Origin of the sequence: Iningainema tapete BLCC-T55, from assembly GCF_014698965.1 — a bacterium.
Lineage (GTDB): Bacteria > Cyanobacteriota > Cyanobacteriia > Cyanobacteriales > Nostocaceae > Iningainema > Iningainema tapete.
Window position 1 is genome coordinate 60,127 of record NZ_JACXAE010000098.1, and the last position, 23,726, is coordinate 83,852.

At 40.8% G+C, this 23,726-nt stretch carries 20 protein-coding genes; 5 read left to right on the forward strand and 15 right to left on the reverse strand.

The genetic code is table 11. The features are described from left to right. Nucleotides 1-14: 14 nt before the first annotated feature. Together ICL16_RS32225 and ICL16_RS32230 are read right to left on the reverse strand one after the other, a co-directional pair. Nucleotides 15-227 carry a hypothetical protein gene (locus ICL16_RS32225; protein ID WP_238361051.1) on the reverse strand — a complete coding sequence of 71 codons (213 nt, stop codon included), beginning with the start codon at nt 225-227 and terminating at the stop codon, nt 15-17. A 247-nt stretch (nt 228-474) separates the two neighbouring features. Further along, a complete protein-coding gene (locus ICL16_RS32230; protein WP_190835667.1) occupies nt 475-2,130 on the reverse strand; it encodes an NB-ARC domain-containing protein in 1,656 nt (551 codons plus the stop codon). A 90-nt stretch (nt 2,131-2,220) separates the two neighbouring features. Here ICL16_RS32230 and ICL16_RS32235 point away from each other — a divergent pair, with 90 nt between their 5' ends. Beyond that, entirely contained in the window at nt 2,221-2,742 is a 522-nt protein-coding gene (locus tag ICL16_RS32235; protein WP_190835668.1) for a COP23 domain-containing protein, read from the forward strand. Nucleotides 2,743-2,799: 57 nt separating this feature from the next. Here the strand turns inward: ICL16_RS32235 and ICL16_RS32240 are convergent, their stop codons facing one another. From ICL16_RS32240 to ICL16_RS32250, 3 genes are read right to left on the reverse strand one after another with little or no spacing between them, the layout of a single operon-like run. Then, nucleotides 2,800-5,691, reverse strand: a complete 2,892-nt coding sequence (locus ICL16_RS32240) for a CHAT domain-containing protein (RefSeq protein WP_190835669.1) — start codon at nt 5,689-5,691, stop codon at nt 2,800-2,802. Continuing rightward, entirely contained in the window at nt 5,643-7,403 is a 1,761-nt protein-coding gene (locus ICL16_RS32245; protein ID WP_190835670.1) for a ShlB/FhaC/HecB family hemolysin secretion/activation protein, read from the reverse strand. Before ICL16_RS32245 ends, ICL16_RS32240 begins: the two co-directional genes overlap by 49 nt. Beyond that, nucleotides 7,393-10,335, reverse strand: coding sequence for a two-partner secretion domain-containing protein (locus tag ICL16_RS32250; RefSeq protein ID WP_337907170.1), 2,943 nt, complete (start codon nt 10,333-10,335; stop codon nt 7,393-7,395). Before ICL16_RS32250 ends, ICL16_RS32245 begins: the two co-directional genes overlap by 11 nt. A 301-nt stretch (nt 10,336-10,636) precedes the next feature. Between ICL16_RS32250 and ICL16_RS32255 the strand changes: the two genes are divergently transcribed. Both ICL16_RS32255 and ICL16_RS32260 read left to right on the forward strand, forming a co-directional pair. Next, the gene (locus tag ICL16_RS32255; protein WP_190835672.1) at nt 10,637-12,847 is read left to right on the forward strand and encodes a serine/threonine-protein kinase; all 2,211 of its coding nucleotides are present in this window, start codon (nt 10,637-10,639) and stop codon (nt 12,845-12,847) included. Nucleotides 12,848-12,851: 4 nt separating this feature from the next. Then, nucleotides 12,852-13,454, forward strand: a complete 603-nt coding sequence (locus ICL16_RS32260) for a Uma2 family endonuclease (RefSeq protein ID WP_190835673.1) — start codon at nt 12,852-12,854, stop codon at nt 13,452-13,454. 178 nt (nt 13,455-13,632) lie between these two features. Here ICL16_RS32260 and ICL16_RS32265 read toward each other — a convergent pair whose 3' ends face one another. Beyond that, nucleotides 13,633-13,773: a hypothetical protein gene (locus tag ICL16_RS32265; protein WP_190835674.1), complete on the reverse strand. Its 141-nt coding sequence runs from the start codon at nt 13,771-13,773 to the stop codon at nt 13,633-13,635. Nucleotides 13,774-14,239: 466 nt separating this feature from the next. Here ICL16_RS32265 and ICL16_RS32270 point away from each other — a divergent pair, with 466 nt between their 5' ends. Then, entirely contained in the window at nt 14,240-14,638 is a 399-nt protein-coding gene (locus tag ICL16_RS32270) for a hypothetical protein (RefSeq protein WP_190835675.1), read from the forward strand. A 27-nt stretch (nt 14,639-14,665) separates the two neighbouring features. Here ICL16_RS32270 and ICL16_RS32275 read toward each other — a convergent pair whose 3' ends face one another. The 9 genes from ICL16_RS32275 to ICL16_RS32310 all read right to left on the reverse strand — a co-directional run bounded on the left by ICL16_RS32275 (nt 14,666) and on the right by ICL16_RS32310 (nt 22,579). Further along, a complete protein-coding gene (locus tag ICL16_RS32275) occupies nt 14,666-16,123 on the reverse strand; it encodes a slr1306 family protein (RefSeq protein ID WP_190835912.1) in 1,458 nt (485 codons plus the stop codon). Between the two features lie 38 nt (nt 16,124-16,161). Further along, nucleotides 16,162-16,533, reverse strand: coding sequence for a group I intron-associated PD-(D/E)XK endonuclease (locus ICL16_RS32280; RefSeq protein WP_337907171.1), 372 nt, complete (start codon nt 16,531-16,533; stop codon nt 16,162-16,164). Continuing rightward, nucleotides 16,521-16,643 carry a group I intron-associated PD-(D/E)XK endonuclease gene (locus tag ICL16_RS46990; protein ID WP_273039882.1) on the reverse strand — a complete coding sequence of 41 codons (123 nt, stop codon included), beginning with the start codon at nt 16,641-16,643 and terminating at the stop codon, nt 16,521-16,523. The genes ICL16_RS32280 and ICL16_RS46990 overlap by 13 nt, the downstream gene beginning before the upstream one ends. Before the next feature lie 407 nt (nt 16,644-17,050). After that, nucleotides 17,051-18,004, reverse strand: coding sequence for an asparaginase (locus ICL16_RS32285; protein WP_190835676.1), 954 nt, complete (start codon nt 18,002-18,004; stop codon nt 17,051-17,053). An 89-nt stretch (nt 18,005-18,093) separates the two neighbouring features. Next, a complete protein-coding gene (locus tag ICL16_RS32290) occupies nt 18,094-18,594 on the reverse strand; it encodes a CGLD27 family protein (protein ID WP_190835677.1) in 501 nt (166 codons plus the stop codon). Further along, entirely contained in the window at nt 18,591-19,046 is a 456-nt protein-coding gene (rsfS, locus tag ICL16_RS32295) for a ribosome silencing factor (RefSeq protein ID WP_190835678.1), read from the reverse strand. Before rsfS ends, ICL16_RS32290 begins: the two co-directional genes overlap by 4 nt. 105 nt (nt 19,047-19,151) lie before the next feature. Next, nucleotides 19,152-19,748: a bis(5'-nucleosyl)-tetraphosphatase (symmetrical) YqeK gene (gene yqeK / locus ICL16_RS32300; RefSeq protein ID WP_190835679.1), complete on the reverse strand. Its 597-nt coding sequence runs from the start codon at nt 19,746-19,748 to the stop codon at nt 19,152-19,154. Between the two features lie 191 nt (nt 19,749-19,939). Then, nucleotides 19,940-21,220, reverse strand: a complete 1,281-nt coding sequence (locus tag ICL16_RS32305; protein WP_190835680.1) for a glycosyltransferase family 4 protein — start codon at nt 21,218-21,220, stop codon at nt 19,940-19,942. Between the two features lie 336 nt (nt 21,221-21,556). Continuing rightward, on the reverse strand, nt 21,557-22,579 hold the full coding sequence (locus ICL16_RS32310) for an exopolysaccharide biosynthesis polyprenyl glycosylphosphotransferase (RefSeq protein ID WP_190835681.1): 1,023 nt from the start codon (nt 22,577-22,579) through the stop codon (nt 21,557-21,559). A gap of 217 nt (nt 22,580-22,796) precedes the next feature. Between ICL16_RS32310 and ICL16_RS32315 the strand changes: the two genes are divergently transcribed. Next, on the forward strand, nt 22,797-23,582 hold the full coding sequence (locus ICL16_RS32315) for a 7-carboxy-7-deazaguanine synthase QueE (RefSeq protein ID WP_190835682.1): 786 nt from the start codon (nt 22,797-22,799) through the stop codon (nt 23,580-23,582). Nucleotides 23,583-23,726 lie beyond the last annotated feature (144 nt).

A 23,726-nucleotide genomic window follows, 5' to 3' on the forward strand; every position in this document is an offset into this window, starting at 1 on the left:
CTCAAAAACGCAAGTTATAACCGCGCAAAGTATAAATAGCGAGCTATTCTGGCTTCCAGTATTTCTTCATGACATTCTCCAACATCTTCAATGTTTTGACGTAACTTGTTGACGCGATCGCGTAAGCGTGGTTCAATTCGCCAAATAATGCGATGTTCTTCTATGCTGTCGGGTAATGTATAAAAGCATTCCAATGGCATGACTGTACGGAATACAAGATTGAACACGAGAGAAAAGCGACAAAGGTTTGACTCTCTGTAATTTCGTCTACTGCTTTATTATTCCGATGGAGTCAAAAATTTATGCAATTAAAAACGCTGCCTTGAGACAAACGCCTCGGCTCGCCCCCTGCATCCAATAAATATCTCCGAAAAACAATGTAGAGACGTTCCATGGAACGTCTCTACAAGGATTGCCGACAACTGCCCTCCTTTTTAAGGGGGGTTGGGGGGATCATCTTTTGAAGAAATGGTATTATATATCATTTTTTTTCAATTCTTCTAGCAGATTGTACAAATTTTCCACAGCATATCCAACTTCTAACTTTGATTTACTTTCCAGGTAGGATTTTATTTGGTTTAGGCTATCGATCATAGTGTTTTGATTTCTCAAAGCTTCATAGGTATATAATCTAGCTTTAATCAAAGAGATAATAGAAGTTAGTTTACCTTCACTAATATCTGACTGAGATTCTTTCAGTGCATGGTTTCTGAGCAAATTTAATTTATTTAAAATCTTTTCTGGTTCGCTTGCTTGAAGACTTGCTTCATAAATTTCTTGGGAAACTTGCTTGACAATTTCATCCCTAATATATTCCATAACCACTGGCTGTAAAGTGAAAAGTGATGTGGAATTCTCTTTATGTGTCTCAATTAGCGATCGCTCTTTCAAAGATTCCAGAGCTACTATTAAGTCAGATGGTAATACAGACTTGGATGCGCAAAGACTTTCTTGCAGTTGTTCCAGCGTTGCTGGTTTTTGCTGAATAGCTAACCAGTACAAAATTTTCTTTCCCAGCTCTGATAACCGATTGACTTGATCTTCTATTAAAATACGGATATCCCTAAGCACGTAGGTTAGGCTCTGAGCTAAAAATTTAGCAACATCGTTATCAAATAACTCTTGAATTGTCTTAGAAACAATCTTTAAAGCTAATGGATTGCATCGATAGACATTAATGAGCGTTCCCCATTGAGCCTCTCCAGATAATTTTTTATCTTTCAATATTTGCCGTGCTACTTTCTGGGAGCCTTGCATTTCTAAAGTGCGAACAACTACTGTTTCTGCTTGCAGCACAGGAATTTCTCTTGGCGTCTCACGACTGGTTAGGAGCAAGCAGCTTTGATGGGATTGTTTGCCCAATCTGTTCAAAAGTTGTCCGTAATCTTTGTAGTCTTTTTTATAATGCCCAGCAAAATCACCAGGACTGAGAATTGTATGCCAATTATCTAATATCACCAGACATCGTGATTTTTGTAAATACTCAATCAAAATAGAAATTTTATCAGTAATATTAACATCTTGTGATAAAATGTTCTGACCGCGAGACAGGAAGTTAATCAATTCCGTCAACAGCTTTGTCAAAGGTGGAGCATTGCGTAGACTTCGCCAGATGATAAATTCAAATTCATTCTCAATCTGTTGAGCTAACTTCACTGAGAGCGAGGTTTTCCCGATTCCTCCCATGCCCAGCAGTGCTACAATCCGGCAGTGGTCTTGCAAAATCCATTCCTTGAGAGTATTGTGATCCTCAAGTGTCTCAAATAGAACAGAAGGATCTGGAGCATCTCCCCAATCTTGGTGGGGCTGGTTGGGAGTGTCGTCAACAGTTGTAGTTGTTGCCAATACAGGTGCGATAATTGCTCGAAAGCGATCGCTCACTAATTCCGGTTTGTACTTACCTACTAATACAATTAGCTCCTCTCGCCTATTCAATTTTAGTCCGGCGATTTCGCTCCTAATCCCAAAGCGATCGCAAAGATTTTGCACATGCTTGCGCACTGTGGCTGGTGTGGCGGAAATTGCCTGTGCTATTTCATCATCTGTGTTTCCCTCTAATAAGAGCTTGAGTACTTTTCTTGGTTTGGGACTAAGTTCTTGAAACCTTAACGTGAATTCATCTTTATCCATAATTTTTTATTATACACAGCATGTACTACAAAGTACACGAAATACACTATACTTTTCATAAGTTAGTTTTACCAGTGAAGGTAAAGGTATATGAAATTCAAAACATCATTGTTGCCTATTTCGGCTGCAGGCGCGATAGTACTAACTGCCGCTCCAACTTTCAGTCAATCAAACAACAGTATTGGCTTCCGCTGTGACACGATAGAGGGTACACCAACCACTGTCGTTTACAATTCTAAAAATCAGGTAAAACCCCTGATTCACTGGAAACAAGAGTATATTGATTCACAGAATATTCGCGCTGCTTGCGAGGGAGCAGCTAAGAAATTGCAGAGTCGCTACGATAATAACAAGCTGACTTTATTGGCGATTGACGCCAATAATTCAAATAAACCAATTACCGTTTGCTTAATTAATAAACAAGGTGAGAGCTGCGATGTGAAGAGTAGCGAGGAGTTGTTACGGCTCAAAACCACAGGTAAAAACCAAGATTTTCAAGCTTTGTCTGAAATCGTTAACCCCAATTTGGGTGAGGTAAAGGCAAATGAGATGAGAACTATCGGTCGAACTTATGCCAGAATTGAATCTAAAAAATGGTTTGTGTTCTTCTAATTATGATACGTAGTTGCGCTGTCTTCGCGCAAGGGCGCAACTACGTACCAATGCTGACTAGAGCCAATTACCCACTAAAACAAAAGGTGCCCAGTAAAAAGGATGATTGTACTCCAGATCCTTTAGGAGAAATAGCTGGGCACTGCGAAGTGCTTCAGCTCTAGTCACTTCTTTGTTACGGTTAGTTAAATTTTGGTAGAATTCCTTCATCAGCTTTGCTGTAGCAGTATCTGATACAGGCCATAAAGTAGCAACGGTACTACTTGCACCAAAGCGCAGCACTACCCCAGCGATACCTAAAGCAGCTCTGTCGTCTCCCAAAGCTGTCTGACAGGCACTTAAAACAAGTAATTCAATGCTTTTGTTCCTAATTCTATCTTTAGGATTGAGCAAACTCTGGAAATCATCTATACCAATGCTACTATCCCCAGTAAGAATAAATGTTTGCTCCCGGTTAGAACTGAAAACGCCGTGGGTCGCTAAGTGTACTACTGTAGGGGAAGATTTCATTATGTTCGTGAAAGTATTTTTGGTAAAGGTTTGATTGAGAATTTTTTTAGTAGGCACTCCTAAATTCTCAATACTCGTCAATTCTGTCTCTACATTTTTGAGTTCCCCAAAATTCCGCCCCCGCTCAGAGCGTTGTTCACTAACACCAGCAGCTAAAATTTTGATATTTGCACTTTTTAGTTGTTTTGGCTCTATTAGTTGTTGACCTAGATTCAGGACTATATTATACTTTTCAATCAGATAATTTTTGCCATCATGAAGAGCAGCGATCGGGATTGTCTGGAAAGGGCGATCCAATACAAATACTAAAGTTTTTATCTGTTGGTCTAACTCTAAAGGTCTGATTAGCCAATCATATACTTTTTGGGAGAGTTGCAAAAATTTTTGTTTATTATCATCTAGTTGTGCTTTCCATAATTCATATTCTTGAGTTGTTGAATTAATCAGGAAAGCAGAGGCAGGTTCTACTGCAGTATTATTGTATATAATGTTAGCTAAATTTAAGAGAGTATTCTTTACCTCTTTCTTCTTTATAGAAGTTGCATAATGACGGGATGGTTGCCCAGGACGAGAAAGAATGACTTCTAAGCGATTATCCAAAATAATTGGATAAATAACTGCTGCATCCCGATCAATATTGTCAATTTGCACTGGTTTCGCCACTGGTGGCGAACAAGGTTCTTGAAAGAAGTTGTCTAGCTCTGCCAATTGCAGAGACTCCATGACAAGACGAGCTATATCTAAGGGATTTTTTAGTTCGCCCTGAGCCAGATTGTCTGCTCCTATATTATTATTTAGCAATACCAGTTTTTCTAAATCAACTGAACTGCTCTCAGGTAGCAATAGTAAATCGATAAACTCTCGATATACAGGTTCTACATTTTGACGAAAAGAAAACTGGTTATCAGTATTAGTAACTAAATCTGCACGTAGTGACTGAAGTATATTCCATGCTTCAGCGTAAGATGCCAGTGCTGCCTTAATATTTCCTTGTTCTTTAAGAATGCGTCCTAACAAGCGTCTATGGTGATATAAAACTTGACGGTTATCAACATTTATATCCTCAGATAAATGTAGAGCTTGCTGAATCAAATTTTTTGCCTGCTTAAGGTGAAGTAAGTCTTGTTTTGTCGGTTTCTCTGGCTGCGATACTTGTAGTTCATAAGCAAGAGCAAGATTACTTAAAGCTTCTGCTTCAGCTTGCTTATCTCCCAAACTACGAGCCTGTTGTATGGACTGAGATAAAAGTTTAGCAATTTCTGGCTGTGAAAAGTAGTCTTTGTTAGTAGTACTCTTGAGGCGAATCAAACTATGAGCAAAATTAATTTTTGCGTAGACTGCTTCACGACCCTGAGGTAACTTACCCAAATGAAACTTGATTTTGGGTAATAAATCTTTTACCATATTATTGAGTCTATTTTGTATATTCTTCTGTTGCTTTTGGATATTATTTAAGTCATCTTGTATATCATTGAGTCGCTGTTGTCGTATATTGTTTAATCGCTCTTTTAACTCAGTATCGTTCAGCTTTGCGCTAGTGAAAGAATCTTTGTGTTTATTAAGAGAATCTTTTTGTCTGTTCAGCAAATCTTTTTGTTTATTACTCTGTTCATCCCACCATTCTTGCATTTCTACTACTATACTGAGTTGATTCAGTTCTGCCTGCATCTGTGTTATAGTTGGAGCATCTTGGTTTGTTGCATTATTATAAAAATACAAGGCTTGTTTATAAATTGCTAAAGCATCTTGCCGAGAATTATCGGTAATAAAGTTAAAAATTTCCTCAGAATTCCACTGCTCTCTAGTTTTATTACCTTTGACACGCTCTATATTACCTAAGCTAAGCAACACTGCACTCTTTTCTTGGGGATATTGTTTAGCGGCTTGTAAACTTATCTCTAAAACTCTTTGAGACATATCTAGCTTGCCAAATCGTTGTAATATTTGACCAAGAAGGCGCAAGCCAATTATTTTATTCAGAGAATCTGGGATTGCTTTTATATTATTGATATTTTGGTTATTATTAATTAATTGTTCACAATTTAAATCAAAAATTGTAAAAGCTTGCATAACTGTGCCACAGGCTTCAGGGTAAAGCCCTAGAGATTGCAAAGCTTTGGCTTTATTAATTAAATTTCTGTTTTTTCCCTCCTCATTTTGATGATAAGCGTCTGCTGCTTTTTGCCAGACTTCGACAGCTTCGGCAAATCGTCCTGTGTCATAGTATTCTTTTCCTTGCTGTTCTAATTCTAAGGCGTGAGATGTTTGAGTAACCTGTGGGCGTGTTGCAATGACATTTTCTCCTAACACAGGAGTAATCAAGGTAAAAATCAGTGTTATTAATGCGAACCAGATTGCTGTAATTTGGCGATGCTTCTTGCCATTATATTTCAAAACGGGGTGTACTGCAGAGAAAAGTACAAACCTTTTTCTTGCCATGTTCTCTCCCTTGATTCAATATTAACTAGAGGAATTCCATAGTCTATGCGAGCTTTGAATCTTTCACCCATTTGCCACTGTAAACCCAAACCAATAGAAGCTAGAGTGTTAGGATCTGGAGCATTTCTACCGGAGCTATTCCAAGTAGTACCAATATCAACGAATGGAATTAACTGTAAAACATTTTGACCATTATCTGTACTGTAAATAGGTAATTGCAAATCGGCTGAAACAAAAACGCCATTATCGCTAAACAAAACATCCTGACGGTAACCGCGCACGCTGAAAATACCACCTAATGTAAACTGCTCAAAAGGTACAAGCGCTCTACTAGCCAGTTGTACATCAGAACGTAGTAAAAGTTTAGGAGCAACTCGTTGATTGCTGGTTTGAGAATCTAGCAAACGCAACCAAAACAACTGTCCTCGCCATGTAAAAAAGCGGCTATCGGGAGGTTTGTCATTAATTGTCGCATCAAATGCACCCACACCCAAACTAAACTGAGAACGAGCAAATAAGACTTGTTGAGCACTACTCTTCGTCCACTCTTGAAAGAAACGTAGTGCGGAAATACGGGTGTTTCCTCGTGAATCGGCTCCTAAGAAAATGGGAAAGTCTACTCCCGAAACAGAACTATTGCTTTCTCGTCGAGATAGTGTTAAACCGATCGCCAATTCTTGAAAGAATTTCTGGTTAGCGTTGCGCACAAGAGGTTGGCGCAAAGTAATTTCATAGTTGCGGGAATTTGACTTGATATCCAAATCATTGAATGGTGGCTCAATGATGTTGCTCTGTGTGTTGCTATAGCTAAAACTGATCGTGCCATTGCGGGGATTAATCGGTATGGTGTAGCTAGCATCTATGGCGTTGCTGCCATCGGTATTGTCATAAACTATATTTAAGTTATCTCCTAACTCAGTTAAATTCGCTTCTTCGATCTCTAATCCCCTTCTGAAACTGCCAACGCTGGGGTTTCTGCTATTATCGGTAATGATTCGAGTACTAAAGGAATCTGCTTCCTCAATTTTGACTGTTAGTAAGTTTGTACCCGGAGTTGTCCCTGCAGATAGTTCTGCTGATACTCTTTTAATCAAAGGATCTAGTTGTAGCAGTTGCAAAGCTTCTTGTAAACGTCTGACGTTCAAGGGTTTGGCAGTGGCTAAGTTTAAGCGCTTACGCACATAACTATCCTGAAGGCGTCTTGAACTTGTTGGCTGTTTTGCAATCCGAATCTCTTGCAAGCTACCCTCGACGATTTGGATTTTGACAACACCGGATGTGAGAGTTTGTTCTGGGATGTAAGCACCAGAAGTAACGTATCCCTCTTTGATGTAAAGAGCCGTGATTTTAGAAGCAGCTTGGAGTAGTTGTGCAAAAGTAATAGGTGTGTTGGTAAATTCTTGAATTTCTTGGCGCAACCGCTCTACACTGAATATTGCTTCAGTGTTGCCGACAAAATCGAAATTTTCCACAGTAATAGTTCCAGTACCGGGATTTTGTTCTGGTGAGATAGGTGCTGAGGGAGAAATTTGCAGAAGTTCGTCGGGAGGAAGTAGTGGCGTTTGCGGAGTTTGAGGTTGTAAAGGAGTGGGAGTAACTGGATCGGGAAATTGAATCGGGGGAATATTTTGCGCGATCGCTTGGAATGATACGCCGCTATAAGCAAATAACCCAATCAGCACCAACCACTTGCAAACAGAATTAACGCACATGGCAGTTAGCTGTGGGTAGCTGGGCTTGAACTATATAATTGGAGACACCAGCGGTGAGAACCACTTCGCCTTTGCTATTCACTCCCCACCCTGTGGCTTTTCGCGGTAACTGTAGTGAGGCTTGATGTTGCTGTCTAACAGCTTGCGGCGTTGTCGTCACCCTCACAGCCTCACTGCTAAGTGGTTCCGTAGCGGTTGGTAGCAATCCACGGCGCCCGGTACTGGTAAACTGGCTGCGGTTTTGTCCTTGCTCCGACGCACAAGCTTGCGCCACCTGGTTTTCGAGAGCAAGAAACGCTGGTACCTCGACTAATCCTTGGTTCGATTCTACATCTGGAGTATTGATTGACACAATACCACTGAATTGAGGTCCAAGTGCAGAAGTAGCAGTGATATTACTAGGAAGAGCAAATAGTCCTTGGGTAGTAATTTGCACATTACCCCCAAATCTGCCCGCATCTGCTCTGATACTACTATTATTTAGGATGGCGATCGCATCTGCGGCAATTGTGATGTTGCCACCATTGCCATTTCCGGCAGTAGTGGATATTTGAGAGTTACCGCGCAACTGCAAAGAGTCTTGGACTTGTAGTGTAATGTTAGCACCGTTACCGAATTCCGTTACCCCGGTAATTGAGCCGTCTTTAAGCTTAATTGAGCCAACTCGTGCCTGAAGGTTGCCTGCAGTTCCTGAACCAAAGGCACTTACTGACACTTGTGCTCCGTCTTGGATACTCAACGAGCCAGTAGTAATTTCCAAGTTGCCGCCCTGTCCTGTGGCTGCTGTTTCTGAAATATATGGTCTTACTTCTCCGGACAAAGCAAACAAGCCACTAGGAAATTTTATTGTGTCCTTCTGACCTTGGCTGTTCACCAATTGTACTGTTCCGATACCGCTCAGGTCTATCCCATTTGAAGCTTTGATGGTTAAGTTACCTCCCTTCCCTGCAGGAATACCATTCTCACCCGGACCACGAGTGGATACGGAAATCCTTGCACCATCCTTAACTACCAACCAAGCTGTATTAACAGTCAAGTTACCACCGTTTTGAATTCCTTCCGTAGCCGCAAACAAACCACTGCGACTGAAGTTTGAAGTGTTAGGAATAGCCCTAGCTCCAGTCAGTTCTATCAACTCGGAAGCGTTGACGGTGAGTGTTCCTGAAAGTCCCTTTCCATAGGCTGTCACCAAAACGTCTGCTCCATTGCTTACGCTTAACTGTCTAGTATTAATCTCAATGTCGCCAGAGTTCCCTGTTCCATAAGAAGTAGCAGCAAAAGTACTAAATCCATAAGCAGTCCGAACTAAATTAACAAATCCACTAGAAGGCAAAGGCACAGATGAAGTCTGAAAGGTCGGAAAGGTCGGACTAATAGCTGATACTCCAGTTACATTTATAGTATCAGCTGAGACGGTAATATTTCCAGCCTTACCTGTACCAACAGTGGCAGCAGAAACTTGTGCCCCATCGCGGATCGTTAACTGCCCAGTTTGAATCATGATATTTCCTGCGTTACCTGTGGCTATACCAGGATCTGGAATGTTTGGTCTTTCCTCTCCAGACAAAGCAAACAAACCACTGATAAACCGACCATCAGGACTAGTACCGCTCAGTTCTATTTCTCCAGCATTGACAACCAGATTACCGCCTTGACCGCCTGGTTTACCATCCTGACCGCTACCGCGTGTAGACACAGACACCCTCGCTCCATCCAGTACCTGCAACTTAGGGGTAATAATGGTGAGATCACGGCCAGGTTCAGTTCCCTCAGTACCAGCAAACAAACCGCTACGATTGAAGTTTTTACCATCTGGACTAGTACGAGCACCAATCAGTTCTACTGATTCAGCGGCTTTGACAGTGAGGTTTCCGCCCTTTCCTGAGTTTGAGCCAAAGGCTGTCACCGACACATCACCCCCATCTCTGGCAATTAATTGATTTGTTGTGATATTTATGCTTCCAGAATCTCCAGATCCTCTTGATGTAGCTGCAATGGTACTGAAATCTTGACCATTAGCTGATGCGCCACTGACTTCCAATGTATCCGCTTGCACATTAATGCTACCTGCATTCCCTCGACTGGTAGTTTCTACAGAAATTTTAGAGCCATTGGTAACAGTCAAATCTTTTGCTCGCACAACAATTTCGCCACCGTTTTGATTTCCTGAAGTTGTGGCGGTAATTTTTGAGCTATCATTCAAAGTCACACGTCCGCCTTGCACTTGAATATTACCGCTACCAACATCACCACCACTTACCGTAGACTGGGACAGTAGTTGAATGTTGCCTCCAACAATACCACCATATCCCAAAGTCCAGCCGTTAGCTGTTGGGTTCAAGCTAACCAGACTATTACCGCCAACACTACCCAGTTCAATTCGTCCCTGTGCTGCTGTTAACTGACTACCTTCTAGGGTAATATCGCCACCCACTAGGGCTATGGTTTTCCCTAGTGTTCCTTGAAGGTTGGAGCGATTGACAATGTTTGCCGCTTGAGGTGGAAATTGCAAACCAAGGGGAACAGTGATACTTAATAAGGATGTCTGAGGATTAATAGCGCTGAACTCACCGCCATCGGTAAATTTGATGCTACTTGCTGTACTCGCAACAAATGAACCACCAATGTTTAACTGAGCATTGGGACCAAAAATAATTCCGTTGGGGTTGAGTAGAAATACGTTGGCATTTCCGTTAGCTTGGAGCAAACCATTAATGTTAGAAACAGACTTGCCCGTGATTCTAGTGAAAATGTTTTGAATATTTAGGGAGTTGTTAAATAAAGCTGTTTCACCAGTAGGGAGGGAAAATTCCTGAAAACTGTGAAATAAATTACTTCCTGCTGTAGTTCCCCCATTGATCGCATTGATATTTCCTTGGGGTGTGACAACTGAATTGACTGGAAGGGTATTATCTGGAACTATTTGTGCCACTGTCGGACTCGCTGTCATCACTAAGCACAGGGAAAAACTGCGAGCAAACCAGGATAGAATATCTCGTATCATTGGATACAGAATTGCTGATAGATGGCGAGGACAAATATGATATTAATATGAAATACTACTCCCATTACCTTGTGTTTAATTTAAATACACATTGTGTAACACTAGAATCAATATATTATTTACATTGTGGATAGTCAAGCAAATTTTTTAACTTGAGGGAGAATGTAGAGTAGTTCCACAATACCTCAACCAGCAATCAACTACTAAGTAAATATAATCACTAAGCTATATGGATCACCAACCCGGAGATATCATACATGGACGCTATAGAATCATCAGCATCATAGGTAAGGGAGGATTCGGCGAAACCTATCAGGCTGAAGACACACAATCACCAGGACTTATTTGTCTAATTAAATACCTCAAGCCTCAGAATAACAGTGCATTGGTCTGGGAGATTGCAGAAAAATGCTTTCGTAAAGAGGCAGATACAATGCGTTACTTAGGTAATTATAACCAGCAAATCCCACAACTTTATAATTACTTCGAGGAAAATCAAAAATTCTATTTGGTTCAAGAATACATTGAAGGTCAAAATCTGGAGGAAGAACTAAGAACTCAGCTTTTCAGTGAGACACAAGTTATTGAAGTTTTGCAAGATATTTTAAAAGTATTAGATTTTATCCATCAGCACAAGGTCATCCATCGCGATATTAAACCTGCTAATTTAATCAGGAGGACGTGCGATAATAAAATTTTTCTGATTGACTTTGGTGCAGTTAAAGAAGTTAGTACCATTACAGTTAATGCTCAGGGGCAGACAATCTCAACAATAGCTATTGGTACACCGTTCTTCATGCCCCATGAACAAGCGATCGGAAAACCAAAGTTTGCCAGTGACATATATGCTTTGGGCATAACAGGAATTGTACTTTTAACAGGAAACATTCCCCTGAACAATCAAATCGCTTGGAGCGACGTGCCGGCTAGCCCACAGTTAAAGACAATTTTAGAAAAGATGGTACGCTCCGAGTGGAAAGAGCGCTACGACACAGCAGCTGATGTTCTTTTTGACTTAGAACCCCTCACTTTGGTGGGTCAAACACTGAACCAACACTACAATATCAAAAGCTATTTAGGTGGAGGAGGGTTCGGTCATACATATTTGGCAGAAGATAGCTCACGTCCATATCGACCTTACTGCATCATTAAACAACTTAAGCTTAAAGTCAATAGGCAACAAATTTGGCAGGAGGCACAAGCAAAATTTGCTGATTCAGTAAACGTTGTCGAAGGATTGGCTCATCCCCAGCTTCCACGACTTTTGCATCACTTCCAGAATAATCAAGCATTCTATTTAGTTTATGATTTTATCGAGGGCGAAGTTCTCAGCAAACAGATTATAGTAGGCGATCGCTTAAGCGAACCGGAAGTGATTGCTTTGTTGAAAAATGTTTTAGAAGTATTATCATATATCCATCAGCAAAATGTCATTCACGGTGATATTAAGCCTTCTAATTTAATTCAACGGCAGCCAGATAACAAAATTATTCTCATTGATTTTGCTCAATTCAAGCAAATTGTAACTTTAGATATTAATAGTCAAAAAATAGTTGTCAAACCAGGGGGAACAGATGGATATATGCCCCCGGAACAACTTCAGAATAAACTTAAACCTTGCAGCGATATCTATGCTTTGGGTATGACAGCTATCCAAGCTTTAACAGGAGTATCCCCAGAGCAATTACCAACAGATTCCCAGGGGGAGATTATCTGGCGGAATCAAGCCCAAGTTAGTCGGAAGTTAGCAAGAATCTTAAATAAGATGGTGCGCTTTCAATTAGGACAGCGCTACCAATCCGCACAAGAGGTTTTAGATGCTCTAAATGATCTAAATGGTTGGTGGTGGCGGCAATTTGTCAAGCTTTTGCCAGTCTTGATCATTCTGGGTGTAGTTAGCATAGGTCTTATCTATTTTGTCTATACAACAATCCAAAAAAAAGAGCGGGTAGAAAAGCTTTACGCTCAAGGCTTGGCACTAAATGACAAAAGAGAATTTGGAGAAGCAATCAAGATCTTTCAGGAAGCGTTAGACATTGAGCCCAATATAGTAGAAGTTTTGGTGGCTCAAGGCTATGCCTATGGTCAACTCAAAGAAGATTATTCTAAGCAGCAGTTCTATGTTTGCAGAAAAGCAAATGAAATCGCTCCTAATTCATCAGGAGCTTTGGTTTGTTTAGGCAATGTTAAAGTAAAGGAGAAGAACTACAAAGGATCAATTGAGGACTTTGATAAAGTTATTAGTTTGGCTTGTAATAACAGTAATGCGGAGGCTGTTAAAGATTGTATTGCTGCCTGGACTAATAAAGGTTTATCGTTGTTAAAATTGCAGAAACCAGAGGATGCGCTCAAAGCCTTCGAGCAAGCCCTTGCAATCAAAAAAGATTACAAACCAGCAATAGAGGGCAAACAAAAAGCACAAAAACTATTGGGGAACTAAACAGATGACACAAGCAGCAAGAAGATTAACTTTTGAAGAATACTTAGCCCTAGAAGACAAGAGTGATTTGCCAGAAGAACGGTGTGAATTTGTTGATGGGGAGTTAGTATTGCCACCAGAGTCTGAAGTTAGTGATTTTATTGCCCGTTATTTGTTGTTTGTGCTAGCTAGTAGTGGCGTTGTCTCACTCAGGCTAATTACCATCCATACCTGCGAACTCCAAGTCCCTATGCTCAAGCCCAAGACTCCCCAAAACCAATACCCCGACTTAGTGATTCTGCGAGAAGAACACTTGGCATTAACAAAGGCGCGACTCACCATTACAATGGACATGCTACCACCAACGCTGGTAGTTGAAGTTGTTAGTCCAGGGGAAACAGCCCGCGAGCGCGACTACAAAGACAAGCGAGAACAATATGAAGCTAGAGGCATCCCAGAATACTGGTTAATTGATCCTCAACAGCAATCAGTTATGGTGCTAGGACTTATAGGCGGAAAATACTCCGAAATTGGCACGTTTTGCGGAAGTGAGCGCATCTACTCCCCCACATTTGGTGATTTACAGCTAACAGCCCAACAGATTTTTACAGCAGGTAGTTTGGGATAATAGAAGGAGCGATCGCATAACGAAGGCGCTGCGAAAAGTCACCTAAGAAATTTATTTCTTGGCTTAAACCTACTCTTTGCCATTAGCTGACTTGTCACTAGTAACTTTTTTAGTCCGTTTTAACGGACTTGAGCTATGAGCCTTGAACTGAAGTTCAAGGCGTATTCAGGTAGAGGTACTAAAAGGCATCTTTTTGGCGAGCAGAATCAGTAGATAACTTCCAAGAGCGTCCTTGACAGTGAACTTCATCCCCAATGATGCGAACGCCTGCACTCTGTCGCATTAATAGCATAGCTTCAGCACGTTCTTCATCTGTCATGTAGTCATCACCTTTACGTTCACTGGGACAAAGTTTGGGGTTTGAATACGCCAGTATCCTGTTTCTTCATCATAGATATTAAGAACGTAGATAAGAAAACGCCCTATTGTTGAAGAAAATTGGAGAGCAATATTGCTGGAGCGATCGCCTATTCTTAACTCTTTTTTTATAATCTGCACTCTTACGCAAGAAATCAGGTTTCACAACTAATGCAAACTTTTATTAATTTGGGATCAAGTCCTAGTGATTGTGTGTCATAAATTGTATATGCCAATATAAAGCTATTGTCAATACGTCTTTGGCATGAATTTTAAGAACTAGTGAAGAACCAACTAAATAATGCCAGAACTATCTCAAGCTTTTAGTTTTCTCATATTAGCTGAAAGACTGATTCTTGCATAAGTAAAATTTGGTTTCACTTATTAAATTCAGTGTTTAAGCAATCCTAGATTGTGAAGGTAAATTTATGAATATTACTCTCTCCTTAGAATTTGAAGTAGTAGCAGCTAATATTGCGACTCAAGTGTTTCCAAACATTAAATATCAATTGTCAGCCCAAAAAATTGCTAATCATGAGCTAGTGATCACTTTCAAAAGTCAAAAACATTTCTCGGAAAATTTTCGAGTTAGATTTTCCCCAGATAATAAAAAGCTGGTTTTGTCTTGCCATTACAGAGACACAATGTATCACTTAAATTACGTTATCGGAAATAATTATCATTGGGTAGATGGACTGGGAGATCGAGTTTTTTCTCCTCAGAACATAGGAGAAAAATTTGAGTCTCTTGTGAAGAAGCTATACCCTGTTTTAGAGGAATTTTGGCTACCTTCTTCCTGCAAAGATAGCCTGCTCAACGGACAATAGTTGATTGATATTGTCCACAGTGCAAAATTATCCCACAGCCTTGTGGACGCCAACAAGTTCACTCTCGTGTGTTGGTAATAATCGGTTCATACCTTGCTTAACAAAAGTTGGCAGTAAACCAATTTGTTCGTGCTGAAACACGTTTTGCAAGGTTTGCTTCAACTTGTCGAGATTTAATCCAGTTCCAGTTAAGGCTACTTCCTGCTGTTGGAAGTACTCAACTAAACTTAAACCTGCTATCCGGGTAAGGTAGGCTGCACTGATTCCCTGCACAACACCTCCAGCAACAAAGGTGACAGCGTTAGTTTTAAGAACTGTGCTAATTGCTTTTGTCGAAAGTTCTACCAAACCAAGTTTTAGCATTAAGCTTCCCATTGTACCAGCTACAGTTTGCGCTTGTTCTAAAGAAAATTTTTGCTGGTAAATATTACCCAAGTCCATTACCATCTGGGCATTAATCGCTGCTGTTGCCACAATATCGAGGGCTGGTACTGGGTTAGCAAATGCGGCAGCGGCAGCTATCCACTGGTATTGTTCTATCATTGGGGTGGCGCGATGGCGTCTTACTCCATTCAACAAATCTTTCGCGCTACTTTTCAGCAATTGGGCAGCTCTTGCTGTAGTCGCCCACACCAGTTGTTGTCTTTGGTTTACCAAAATATCACCCAATTGAGAAGTCAACTGTTGAATATCTGGTGCTGATGTTTCCTGCCATTCTTGTATGGAGCCATCTTCTTGATGCTTACGCACTTTAATGGGAAGAGGAGATGCCGCTGTTGCTACTACATTAGGCATCCGCTGTTGCAATTGATTTAGTATAATCGCACGTTCATCTGGTAAATACTGATCTTGTTTATTAAATACCAGCATTAATTGCTGATTTACGGCTTTTAGTTGTTGCAGCGTCTGAAATTCTGTGTCTGTTAAATCACCATTTGTTAGAAACAGCACAAAATCAGCAGCAGTAGCAATAAACATTGCATCTGCATCTGATTTTTCACCCCCTTCCACAAACAAAGGTGGTGTCTCTTGTAGAGACGTTGCAGGCAAAGTCTCTACATTTTTTTGTAGTACTTGGATTAATGTGGATTTACCCACCGACTTACCGCCAGTAACAGCTAGCTTGATGTGTTGTCTGTCTAATTCAGTTGTCAGATGGGCTACTTTTTCTCGCAGTAAAGACGCAGCGTGCAATGTCTCTATATGGTTTTGTGCTTCTTGTGATAACTGGTTTACCACAGCTTCTGCCTTGGCGATGGCACTTTGTACCGTTGCTCGATTTACTGGTGTACCATCCAACTGTTCTGAAGAGTTTTTCGTTGAATTTTGCTTAAGTAACCACAAACCGCCACCAACTGCCAAAAGACTCAATAAGCTAAATTCACCTACCTGCATGATTGAGTGATGCCAACTTTGTAATATCCACAAAGAAAAGGATAATCCCAATCCTCCCACTAAAATCGGTCGCTGCAACTTCACTATGATTCTCCGCGCTTTTTGGATAGCTTTTTCTCCAGCATAGATCAAAAATTAGCTTCTCCCAATTGGATAGGAGAATCTACAAAAATTTCTTTACCTGAAGCAGCTTGTAATATTAACTTCCAAGCATCACGATACTGTGCGGAACGAGGTTTGCGCTGTCGCTTCTGGGCTTCAACTAAGTGTATCTCACTACCATAAGCAATAAACACATCTACGGGTAATATATAAAATAGGTCAAGTTTTTCTAAGTACACCAAGGCAAAATCAAAGTCTGATTGCTTGTATACATCTCTAAGCATCAGTCGTCGATTTGTCTTGGTACGGCGATTATCTACAACATAATTGCCTGAAGGTTCATCAAACCAAGCGTACTTGACTTGGATTTTAATTAGAGTTCCTTCTACATCAAACACCAAATCGTAAGGAAGCCGTCACCAACAGGTTTTAGAACTCCCCAACCACGTTTTAAGGCATGAAAAACAGCAGCTTGTTCTGCTATGTCTCCTTTTAACTTTGTATCCATAAAAAATAAAGCCCTGTATTACAGGGCTTTATTTTACTTTTAATTTGGTGGCGGGAAGTGGATTTGAACCACTGACCTTCGGGTTATGCTTACCATCTACAGCTTTCACTGCCTGGATTAACCAGTTTGTGGTCTGGACTGTCCCTTTACCCTCAGCTTTACTGTTAGGGTACCTGCCTCCCAGTCTCTACACCTTCTCCATTTCTGGAACTTGGTTCGGGATTACCGCGCTAATGGCTTCCCCGACTTTGACAGGTAATCGCACATAAGTTTCCTTATGTACCGCCCACTGCAAGACTAACTTTTAAGCGTCTAGTTAATCTTGCGGGTTGAGCCCGACGAGCTACCAGGCTGCTCTATCCCGCGTCGTCTTCTTAACTATAACACCTGATTTAGAAATTTGGCAACTATAAAAAAGATAATTCTCCTAAAACTTCTAAACGCTTGTATTTACCCAGGTTCATAAACTTTTCTGACAGAGCTTGGGCAACATTGGGACTAATCCAACCTAATTGCTGAAGTAAGTGAATGGCGACGGCATGTTTTGCTCGTTTTGTTCCATCCATAACTTTAATTGCCAATCCTAGTCCCTCGCCTAGTCTGGCAATGCACTGTACTCCCTCAGCACCTGATTTACTCACTAATTCCCTTGGTGTAAGACGCATTAGTTCGGTGTCAAATTCTCCTTCACCTGCTACCATTACCGGGTAATTAGTCATGGCACGCACAATGCGTTCCATATCCAAATTGCTCCGCGAAGCTAATTGGGCATATAAAGATGCCATTTGTCCCAGTTGCATCAAATATGTAGGTGCGCCACAGTCATCGTGAGCGCTGATAAATTCCTCTGCTGGCATTTTGAGCACTTCTGATACTTTGCTTAAAATTAACTGCTGTACAGGGTGTTTGCGCTGTAAATAGTTATTTAAGGGCCAATGGCATTGCTGGCAAACCGCGAGCATTCCTGCGTGTTTACCTGAGCAATTGTATTCTAGACTACTACGTTTTCCTTCAGGAATGGGACATTGAAGCGCAGATGGATCAACATCAGCTCGCCAAAGGATGTTGAATGCTTGTCGTACCTGCTCTATAGTTCCTTTATGAGAACTTGTGATAATCGCTAAGTCTTTATCATTAAGGTCGTAGCGTTCTAGTGTACCAGTGGTGGTAACAGCGAGTGCTTGAAATGGTTTGAGGGCAGAACGAATAAAAGTGGCTGTTTCCGAGTTCCCGGCAACAGATAGAACCCGCCCACGTTCGTCGCAAACAACCGCTTGGACTGTATGCCTTGATTCAATAATGCCTTCCCGCAGCAATCTAACTTCCAATGCGGTGGCTTGAGTTCGTTTTCCCATTGTCATGGGTTGGTATATCTCTATCTTTGTTTATTGTGATTAGTCATTTGCCCTGTAGAGACGTTCCGACGGAACATCTCTACAACCACAAATATTTATACTAAATGCCAAACTATAGTACCAGTTACGAACAACACCGCCAAGCCGGCAAAGGTAATTTGCAATCTTTGGATAATTGGCTTAATCGAGTAATTGACAATTAAGCGATCGCGCATTAATATTTCTTCTGGCTTTGTCCAAGTTTGACCGTCATACCACCCCGACTCTTCATAGAAGATGATCGGAGAGCTTAGGCGATCTTGGACATATGACCAACCTAAATACAATCGTACTAGTACCAGTATTACTCCTACACTTGCTCCTGCTGCACCACAAAGGATAAATTGTGCTGTGTGCTTATGTAGAGGAAAACTTGCTGCTGCTACAGGTCCTGCAAACAGCCACGAGAAACTCCAAATTCCGACTATTTTTATGATATAATCGCGCCAATTCAAAGTACAATCTTGAAATAGCCAGGAAGACTTTAAGTCTTCATACTCATTCAGTGGTTGCTGTTCAGTTGGTACTGGACATTTTGATACAGAGGACTCGATCATGTTGGCTTACCTCCACCTTGATCGGATGTGGTCAAATCAATTCGTGTCCCATGACCCCAAAAAGCTTCTAGATTGTAAAACTCTCGCTCTTTAGGCATCATGATGTGAACTATCACTTCACCATAATCTATTAATACCCAACTTCCTTCAGCTTTTCCTTCTGTCCTTAAAGGACTCCGCCCACATTCAGTTTTGACTTGTTCTTCGACTGCTTCGGCGATCGCCCTTACCTGCACTCTGGAATAGCCACTCATCATCACAAAGTAATCAGCTAGATATGATATATCTGCTACCTTTAGCAGTATAATATCACCTGCTTTCCGGTCTGATCCTGCTTCGGCGATTGTGAGCGCTATTTTGCCGCTGGCATCTAGTGCGTCCACCGATGTGGTATTAGATGCATTTGTCAGTGCTACTGATTGTGATGGGATTGCTTGGAAATAATCAGACATTAAACCTCAAATGAAAAGTTATTTCTTGTTACGATTCTTAACAATTACTTACAAACGACAACTGTATGAACCAGTTTTTTTGAATACTAACAAAAAAACTGGTAACTATGTGACTAGTTGTTCTAAAGAGTGCTTTGATTTCCCGCGAGTGATAAACCAATTGCGAGTAGCGATGACTCGTGGATGAATCAAACTTGGGGTATCGATTAAAAATTTGATGGTGTAATCGCAATTCTTCCACACAGCTTGATATATATTCTGTTGGCACAGGAGCCTTAATGCTTGTAATTCTGGGGTATCACCCCGTCCTGGTTCTAAGCTGTCTGCCAAGAATACAATACTTGACAGCAGACTCATACCAGGTCTACCTAAAGTGTGATTAGCGATCGCCTGTAATACTTCTTCATCTTTGACCCCAAATACATCTCTGGCAACGATGGCGCTCACTTCTGCATGTAAAAGATGAGGAGTCGCTTCCATTACAGCATCTACTTCCAACCCTTCAAGTTGTGCCATTGCCAAAAGTTTTTGGGGCTTAAAATATTTTGCCAGATCATGCATTAGCCCAGCCATCGCGGCTTTTTGTTGATCTTCATGATAAAGTTGAGCCAGTTCCACCGCCATTTGCTCCACCCTAAGAATGTGATTAACCCTAGAAGTTGGAACATTTTCTGCTAACCAAGCTAGGACTTGTTCTCGCATAATGGCTATGTACCTAATGTAGGTTATTGGGGGATAGTTATTTCTTACCTCTAGAATAACGAATTTTCTCTAGCTTCGTACAGTAAAAGCCGGGTTTTGATTTTCATCAACCCGGCTGTTTTCATGCATCTCGTAGGCGCTAACAACTGTTCGCCCTAACAGAATGCTGCTACTGTAAAAGCCCTAACCGTTTATGGTGTACGAACCTCCATCAAAGATGGAAATGTTTCCACTGCTTGTGACTCCGTAGCCGTGATGGAGTAAAACAAAGACTCATACTGAGTTAATGCTTGCTCAAAAGCATATTGCTCCACAGCATATTGGCGACTATTCTCACCTAGCGTTTTCACTTTTTCTGGGTGCGTGTACAAATCCAGAATTGCTTGAGCTAGAGCATGAGGTTCTTCTGGAGGAACAACTTCACCGCCGCCACTTTGTTTAATTGCTCTTGCTGCTGTACCATTATCAGGCACAGATCCAACTAAGGCTTTCCCGCTAGCAAGTAGCACTTGAATTTTCGATGGCATATTGAAGGAAACAACATTTTTCTTTTGTACTACCAAACCAACGTCAGCAGCAGATAACATCTCTGGTAAATGTTCGCGGGGTTGGAAAGGTAGTAATAAAACATTACTTGCACCACATTTTTCACATTCTGTTTGTAAGCGTTGCAAACCTTTTGTTTCGCCAACAATTACAAATGCGATTTCGGGAATATGCTGTAATAAAGAAGCAGTTTTAATCACAGTTTCTAAACCTTGGGTAAGGGCAATATTCCCAGAATATAAAACAACAAATTTTCCATTTAAATTGTGTGTGGTACGAAAAGCGTTATTTTCTTTTGGTAAAGGGCGAATGAAATTGATATCAACCCAGTTGGGAATTTTGACGATTTTTCGCTCATCTACGCCTTTAGAGCATAAGTTATCCACAAACCCATCGGCGATCGCCGTAATTTTAGTAGCGCTGTGGTAAGCAAATTTTTCTAAAGCAGTAAACACATGGATCAGCAATTTGTTTTTTAGTAGTCCTACCTGAATTGCTGCATCCGGTAATATATCTTGAAGATTTAAAACTACAGGGCAATTATGTAGCAATCCCAAAAGGGCAGTTGGGAGACAAACAGGTAAAGAAGGCGAGGTAGAGAGAATAACATCCGGACGCCATCCAGCTAAAGCAGGGAGAAAACTAGTAAAAACAAAGCTGGCATCTAATAATACCCGATCTAGAAGATTGGGTTGTGGGCGAGTCCAAATATAACTACGTTGGATTTGAACACCATTTTTGTATTCTGTGAAAAACAGCTTTTTCTGATAGCTGTCATAAATTCGACGTTCAGGATAATTGGGCATAGCAGTTACTACACGTACTTGATGCCCACGTTTGACCAGTCCCTCTGCTAATTCAGTCATTAGGGGGGCAATTCCTATTGGTTCTGGATGGTAGTTGTAGGAGTAAATTAAGATCCGCATAACAAATTAGTCAGAAGAACCTGGTGTTTAGTTTTGAAAGTATTTTTTACTTTCGCGCTGACGCAGCGCCTCTGTATTAAATTTTGTCTCTTAAATCTTTGATTGTCAGTGTTTGCTCCTTAAAGATTGAGTAAAAGTTGACCAAGTATTTAAGAGAGTAGAATGAGATTTTTATTACTACAACAGTTAATATATAAATTCCGGAGCGCGTGGATATACGTAAGCAAAAACCACAAAATTTTATCAAAGCAAAAAAAAGACAAGATAGAATTTCATCTACCTTGTCTTAAGTACATTTTCCTACTATGCTTGCTTGTAACAAATTCAGGTAATCGCTTAGACAGCACCACTATTTTTGTTGAATAAAATAGCTACTGTTCTGAAAATTAACTTAATATCATACAGTAAGCTCCAGTTTTTTTGATATTGTAAATCCAGACGAATTACGTCCTCAAATTTACGCACACTGGATCTGCCATTCACTTGCCATTCTCCGGTCATACCTGGTTTTACATCCAAGCGTTGCCACTCTGGCACTTCATAGCGTTCAACTTCATCGGGTGTAGGAGGTCTAGTACCAACTAAACTCATCTCTCCTTTAAGCACATTCCAAAACTGAGGTAATTCATCGAGACTAGTTCGCCGTAAAAAGCGTCCTACTTGCGTCACTCTGGGATCATGATCAATTTTGAAAAATGCTCCTTGAGCTTGGTTTTGTTTTTCTAGTTCGGCTTTCCTAGCTTCCGCATCTTTGTACATAGAGCGGAATTTCCAGATCCGAAAGCGCTTACCCATCCAACCACAGCGAGTTTGAGCAAAGAAAATTGGACCGGGATCATCAAGTTTAATAGCAACGGTAATGGGAATAAATAACACTGCTGTAATTATTAAACCTACCACTGCCCCAATAATGTCGATGAACCGTTTCATCCACGATCGCACGCTCGGATGGGTAGTTGGTAGCTGCTCAATGTGTTGGCGTGAGGGTAGGGACGTAGAATCACTTTTCTCTATGGTGAAAACTTCATCTAATCCCGTAAGATTTAGTACCGCCATCACTTGGGGAGTAACATCACGTAATATAAACTCTATCTGTTTTTCCTGGAAGGTTTTTACATTACTGACTAAGGCACCTAAGCCGCTACTATCCATAAAAATAGTTTGCTGAAAGTCAATAATGATTTTCTTCGGAACTGGTATGAGCTTAATTAACTCTTGGCAGGTTTGCTTAAAGGCTACAGCCTCAAGTACGCTTAACCGCGCTGATACCTGCACAATAGCCGTGTCGTTTGCGAACGTAACGGGGAAATCTGACTCTATCGGTGGGCTAGTCATGTAGCTCTGTACTCTTGTTGCCATATAAATGTCATCTGCCAGATTTTTTTTCTCTAGCGAATAACCTAACTTAACGATTGACTAATATAAAGATGGAATATTCATCTTTACTTGTCTTGTATTTAGAAATCGTTCATGACGATTCACAACAAAACAAGAAGTCAAAAATTCGGAAGCTGTTGTGCTAACAGCAGCACGAAAAGCCAGCAGAGCGCGAGTTTTGTAGCATTGCTATCATCAGATGACAAGTAAAACTGCTTTAACATCCAATGCACGCCTGATAGAAGTCTTTTCTGCTATTCAAGGAGAAGGACTAAATGTGGGAACACGTCAAATATTCATTCGCTTTGCCCTTTGTGATTTACGTTGTCGTTTTTGTGACAGCGCTCACACTTGGGTTGCCCCCGCTAATTGTCAAGTAGAAAAAACCCCAGGACTGCGCGATTTTGAAATTCACTCCAATCCTGTCCCATTACCAATATTAATGGAATGGGTTGAGAGACAAAATCTCCCCGGTCTACACGATAGTATAAGCCTAACTGGGGGTGAACCACTTCTTCATAGCACTTTCTTGGCACAATTTTTACCTGAGATACGTCCAGCTACAGACCTACCTGTATATTTAGAAACAGGTGGGCATCGTCCAGAACAACTGGCTATGATTCTGCCCTACCTGGATAGTGTAGGTATGGACTTGAAATTACCCACCACTAGTGGAGAAAGTCGTTGGCAAGAACACGCACAATTTCTCCAACTCTGTTACAAATCTGTATGTGAAGTTTTCGTAAAGATAATTATTTCTCAAAATACAGATCCCACAGAGTTGGAACGTGCGGCTTTATTAGTAGCACAAGTTAGTCCATCCATTCCAATATTTCTTCAACCTGCCACTCCTTTAGAATCAACTAATACACCTGTACTTGCTCCTGCTCCCCATCAAGTTTTAACCTGGCAGGCTTTGATGAAGCGATTTGTGAAGCAAGTCCGTGTAGTGCCTCAAACTCATAAAATGCTGAATCAACTGTAAAAGATGTAGAGACGCGATATATCGCGTCTTTAGATCGCTTCATAAAGATATTGTCAAGTAAAATTAAATTTCTATGAAATGTTGGTGTAAAAAATCATAAATTACTGAGGTTTAACTTGTTCTTAATATAGAAGTCGGATGCTG

What these genes read in the sequence shown, in the direction of transcription:
- ICL16_RS32230 (WP_190835667.1), bottom strand. Translation starts at nt 2,130, where the DNA reads ATGGATAAAGATGAATTCACGTTAAGGTTTCAAGAACTTAGTCCCAAA.
- ICL16_RS32235 (WP_190835668.1), top strand. Translation starts at nt 2,221, where the DNA reads ATGAAATTCAAAACATCATTGTTGCCTATTTCGGCTGCAGGCGCGATA.
- ICL16_RS32240 (WP_190835669.1), bottom strand. Translation starts at nt 5,691, where the DNA reads ATGGCAAGAAAAAGGTTTGTACTTTTCTCTGCAGTACACCCCGTTTTG.
- ICL16_RS32245 (WP_190835670.1), bottom strand. Translation starts at nt 7,403, where the DNA reads ATGTGCGTTAATTCTGTTTGCAAGTGGTTGGTGCTGATTGGGTTATTT.
- ICL16_RS32255 (WP_190835672.1), top strand. Translation starts at nt 10,637, where the DNA reads ATGGATCACCAACCCGGAGATATCATACATGGACGCTATAGAATCATC.
- ICL16_RS32260 (WP_190835673.1), top strand. Translation starts at nt 12,852, where the DNA reads ATGACACAAGCAGCAAGAAGATTAACTTTTGAAGAATACTTAGCCCTA.
- ICL16_RS32265 (WP_190835674.1), bottom strand. Translation starts at nt 13,773, where the DNA reads ATGACAGATGAAGAACGTGCTGAAGCTATGCTATTAATGCGACAGAGT.
- ICL16_RS32270 (WP_190835675.1), top strand. Translation starts at nt 14,240, where the DNA reads ATGAATATTACTCTCTCCTTAGAATTTGAAGTAGTAGCAGCTAATATT.
- ICL16_RS46990 (WP_273039882.1), bottom strand. Translation starts at nt 16,643, where the DNA reads ATGGATACAAAGTTAAAAGGAGACATAGCAGAACAAGCTGCTGTTTTT.
- ICL16_RS32285 (WP_190835676.1), bottom strand. Translation starts at nt 18,004, where the DNA reads ATGACAATGGGAAAACGAACTCAAGCCACCGCATTGGAAGTTAGATTG.
- ICL16_RS32290 (WP_190835677.1), bottom strand. Translation starts at nt 18,594, where the DNA reads ATGATCGAGTCCTCTGTATCAAAATGTCCAGTACCAACTGAACAGCAA.
- rsfS (WP_190835678.1), bottom strand. Translation starts at nt 19,046, where the DNA reads ATGTCTGATTATTTCCAAGCAATCCCATCACAATCAGTAGCACTGACA.
- yqeK (WP_190835679.1), bottom strand. Translation starts at nt 19,748, where the DNA reads ATGCGAGAACAAGTCCTAGCTTGGTTAGCAGAAAATGTTCCAACTTCT.
- ICL16_RS32305 (WP_190835680.1), bottom strand. Translation starts at nt 21,220, where the DNA reads ATGCGGATCTTAATTTACTCCTACAACTACCATCCAGAACCAATAGGA.
- ICL16_RS32310 (WP_190835681.1), bottom strand. Translation starts at nt 22,579, where the DNA reads ATGGCAACAAGAGTACAGAGCTACATGACTAGCCCACCGATAGAGTCA.
- ICL16_RS32315 (WP_190835682.1), top strand. Translation starts at nt 22,797, where the DNA reads ATGACAAGTAAAACTGCTTTAACATCCAATGCACGCCTGATAGAAGTC.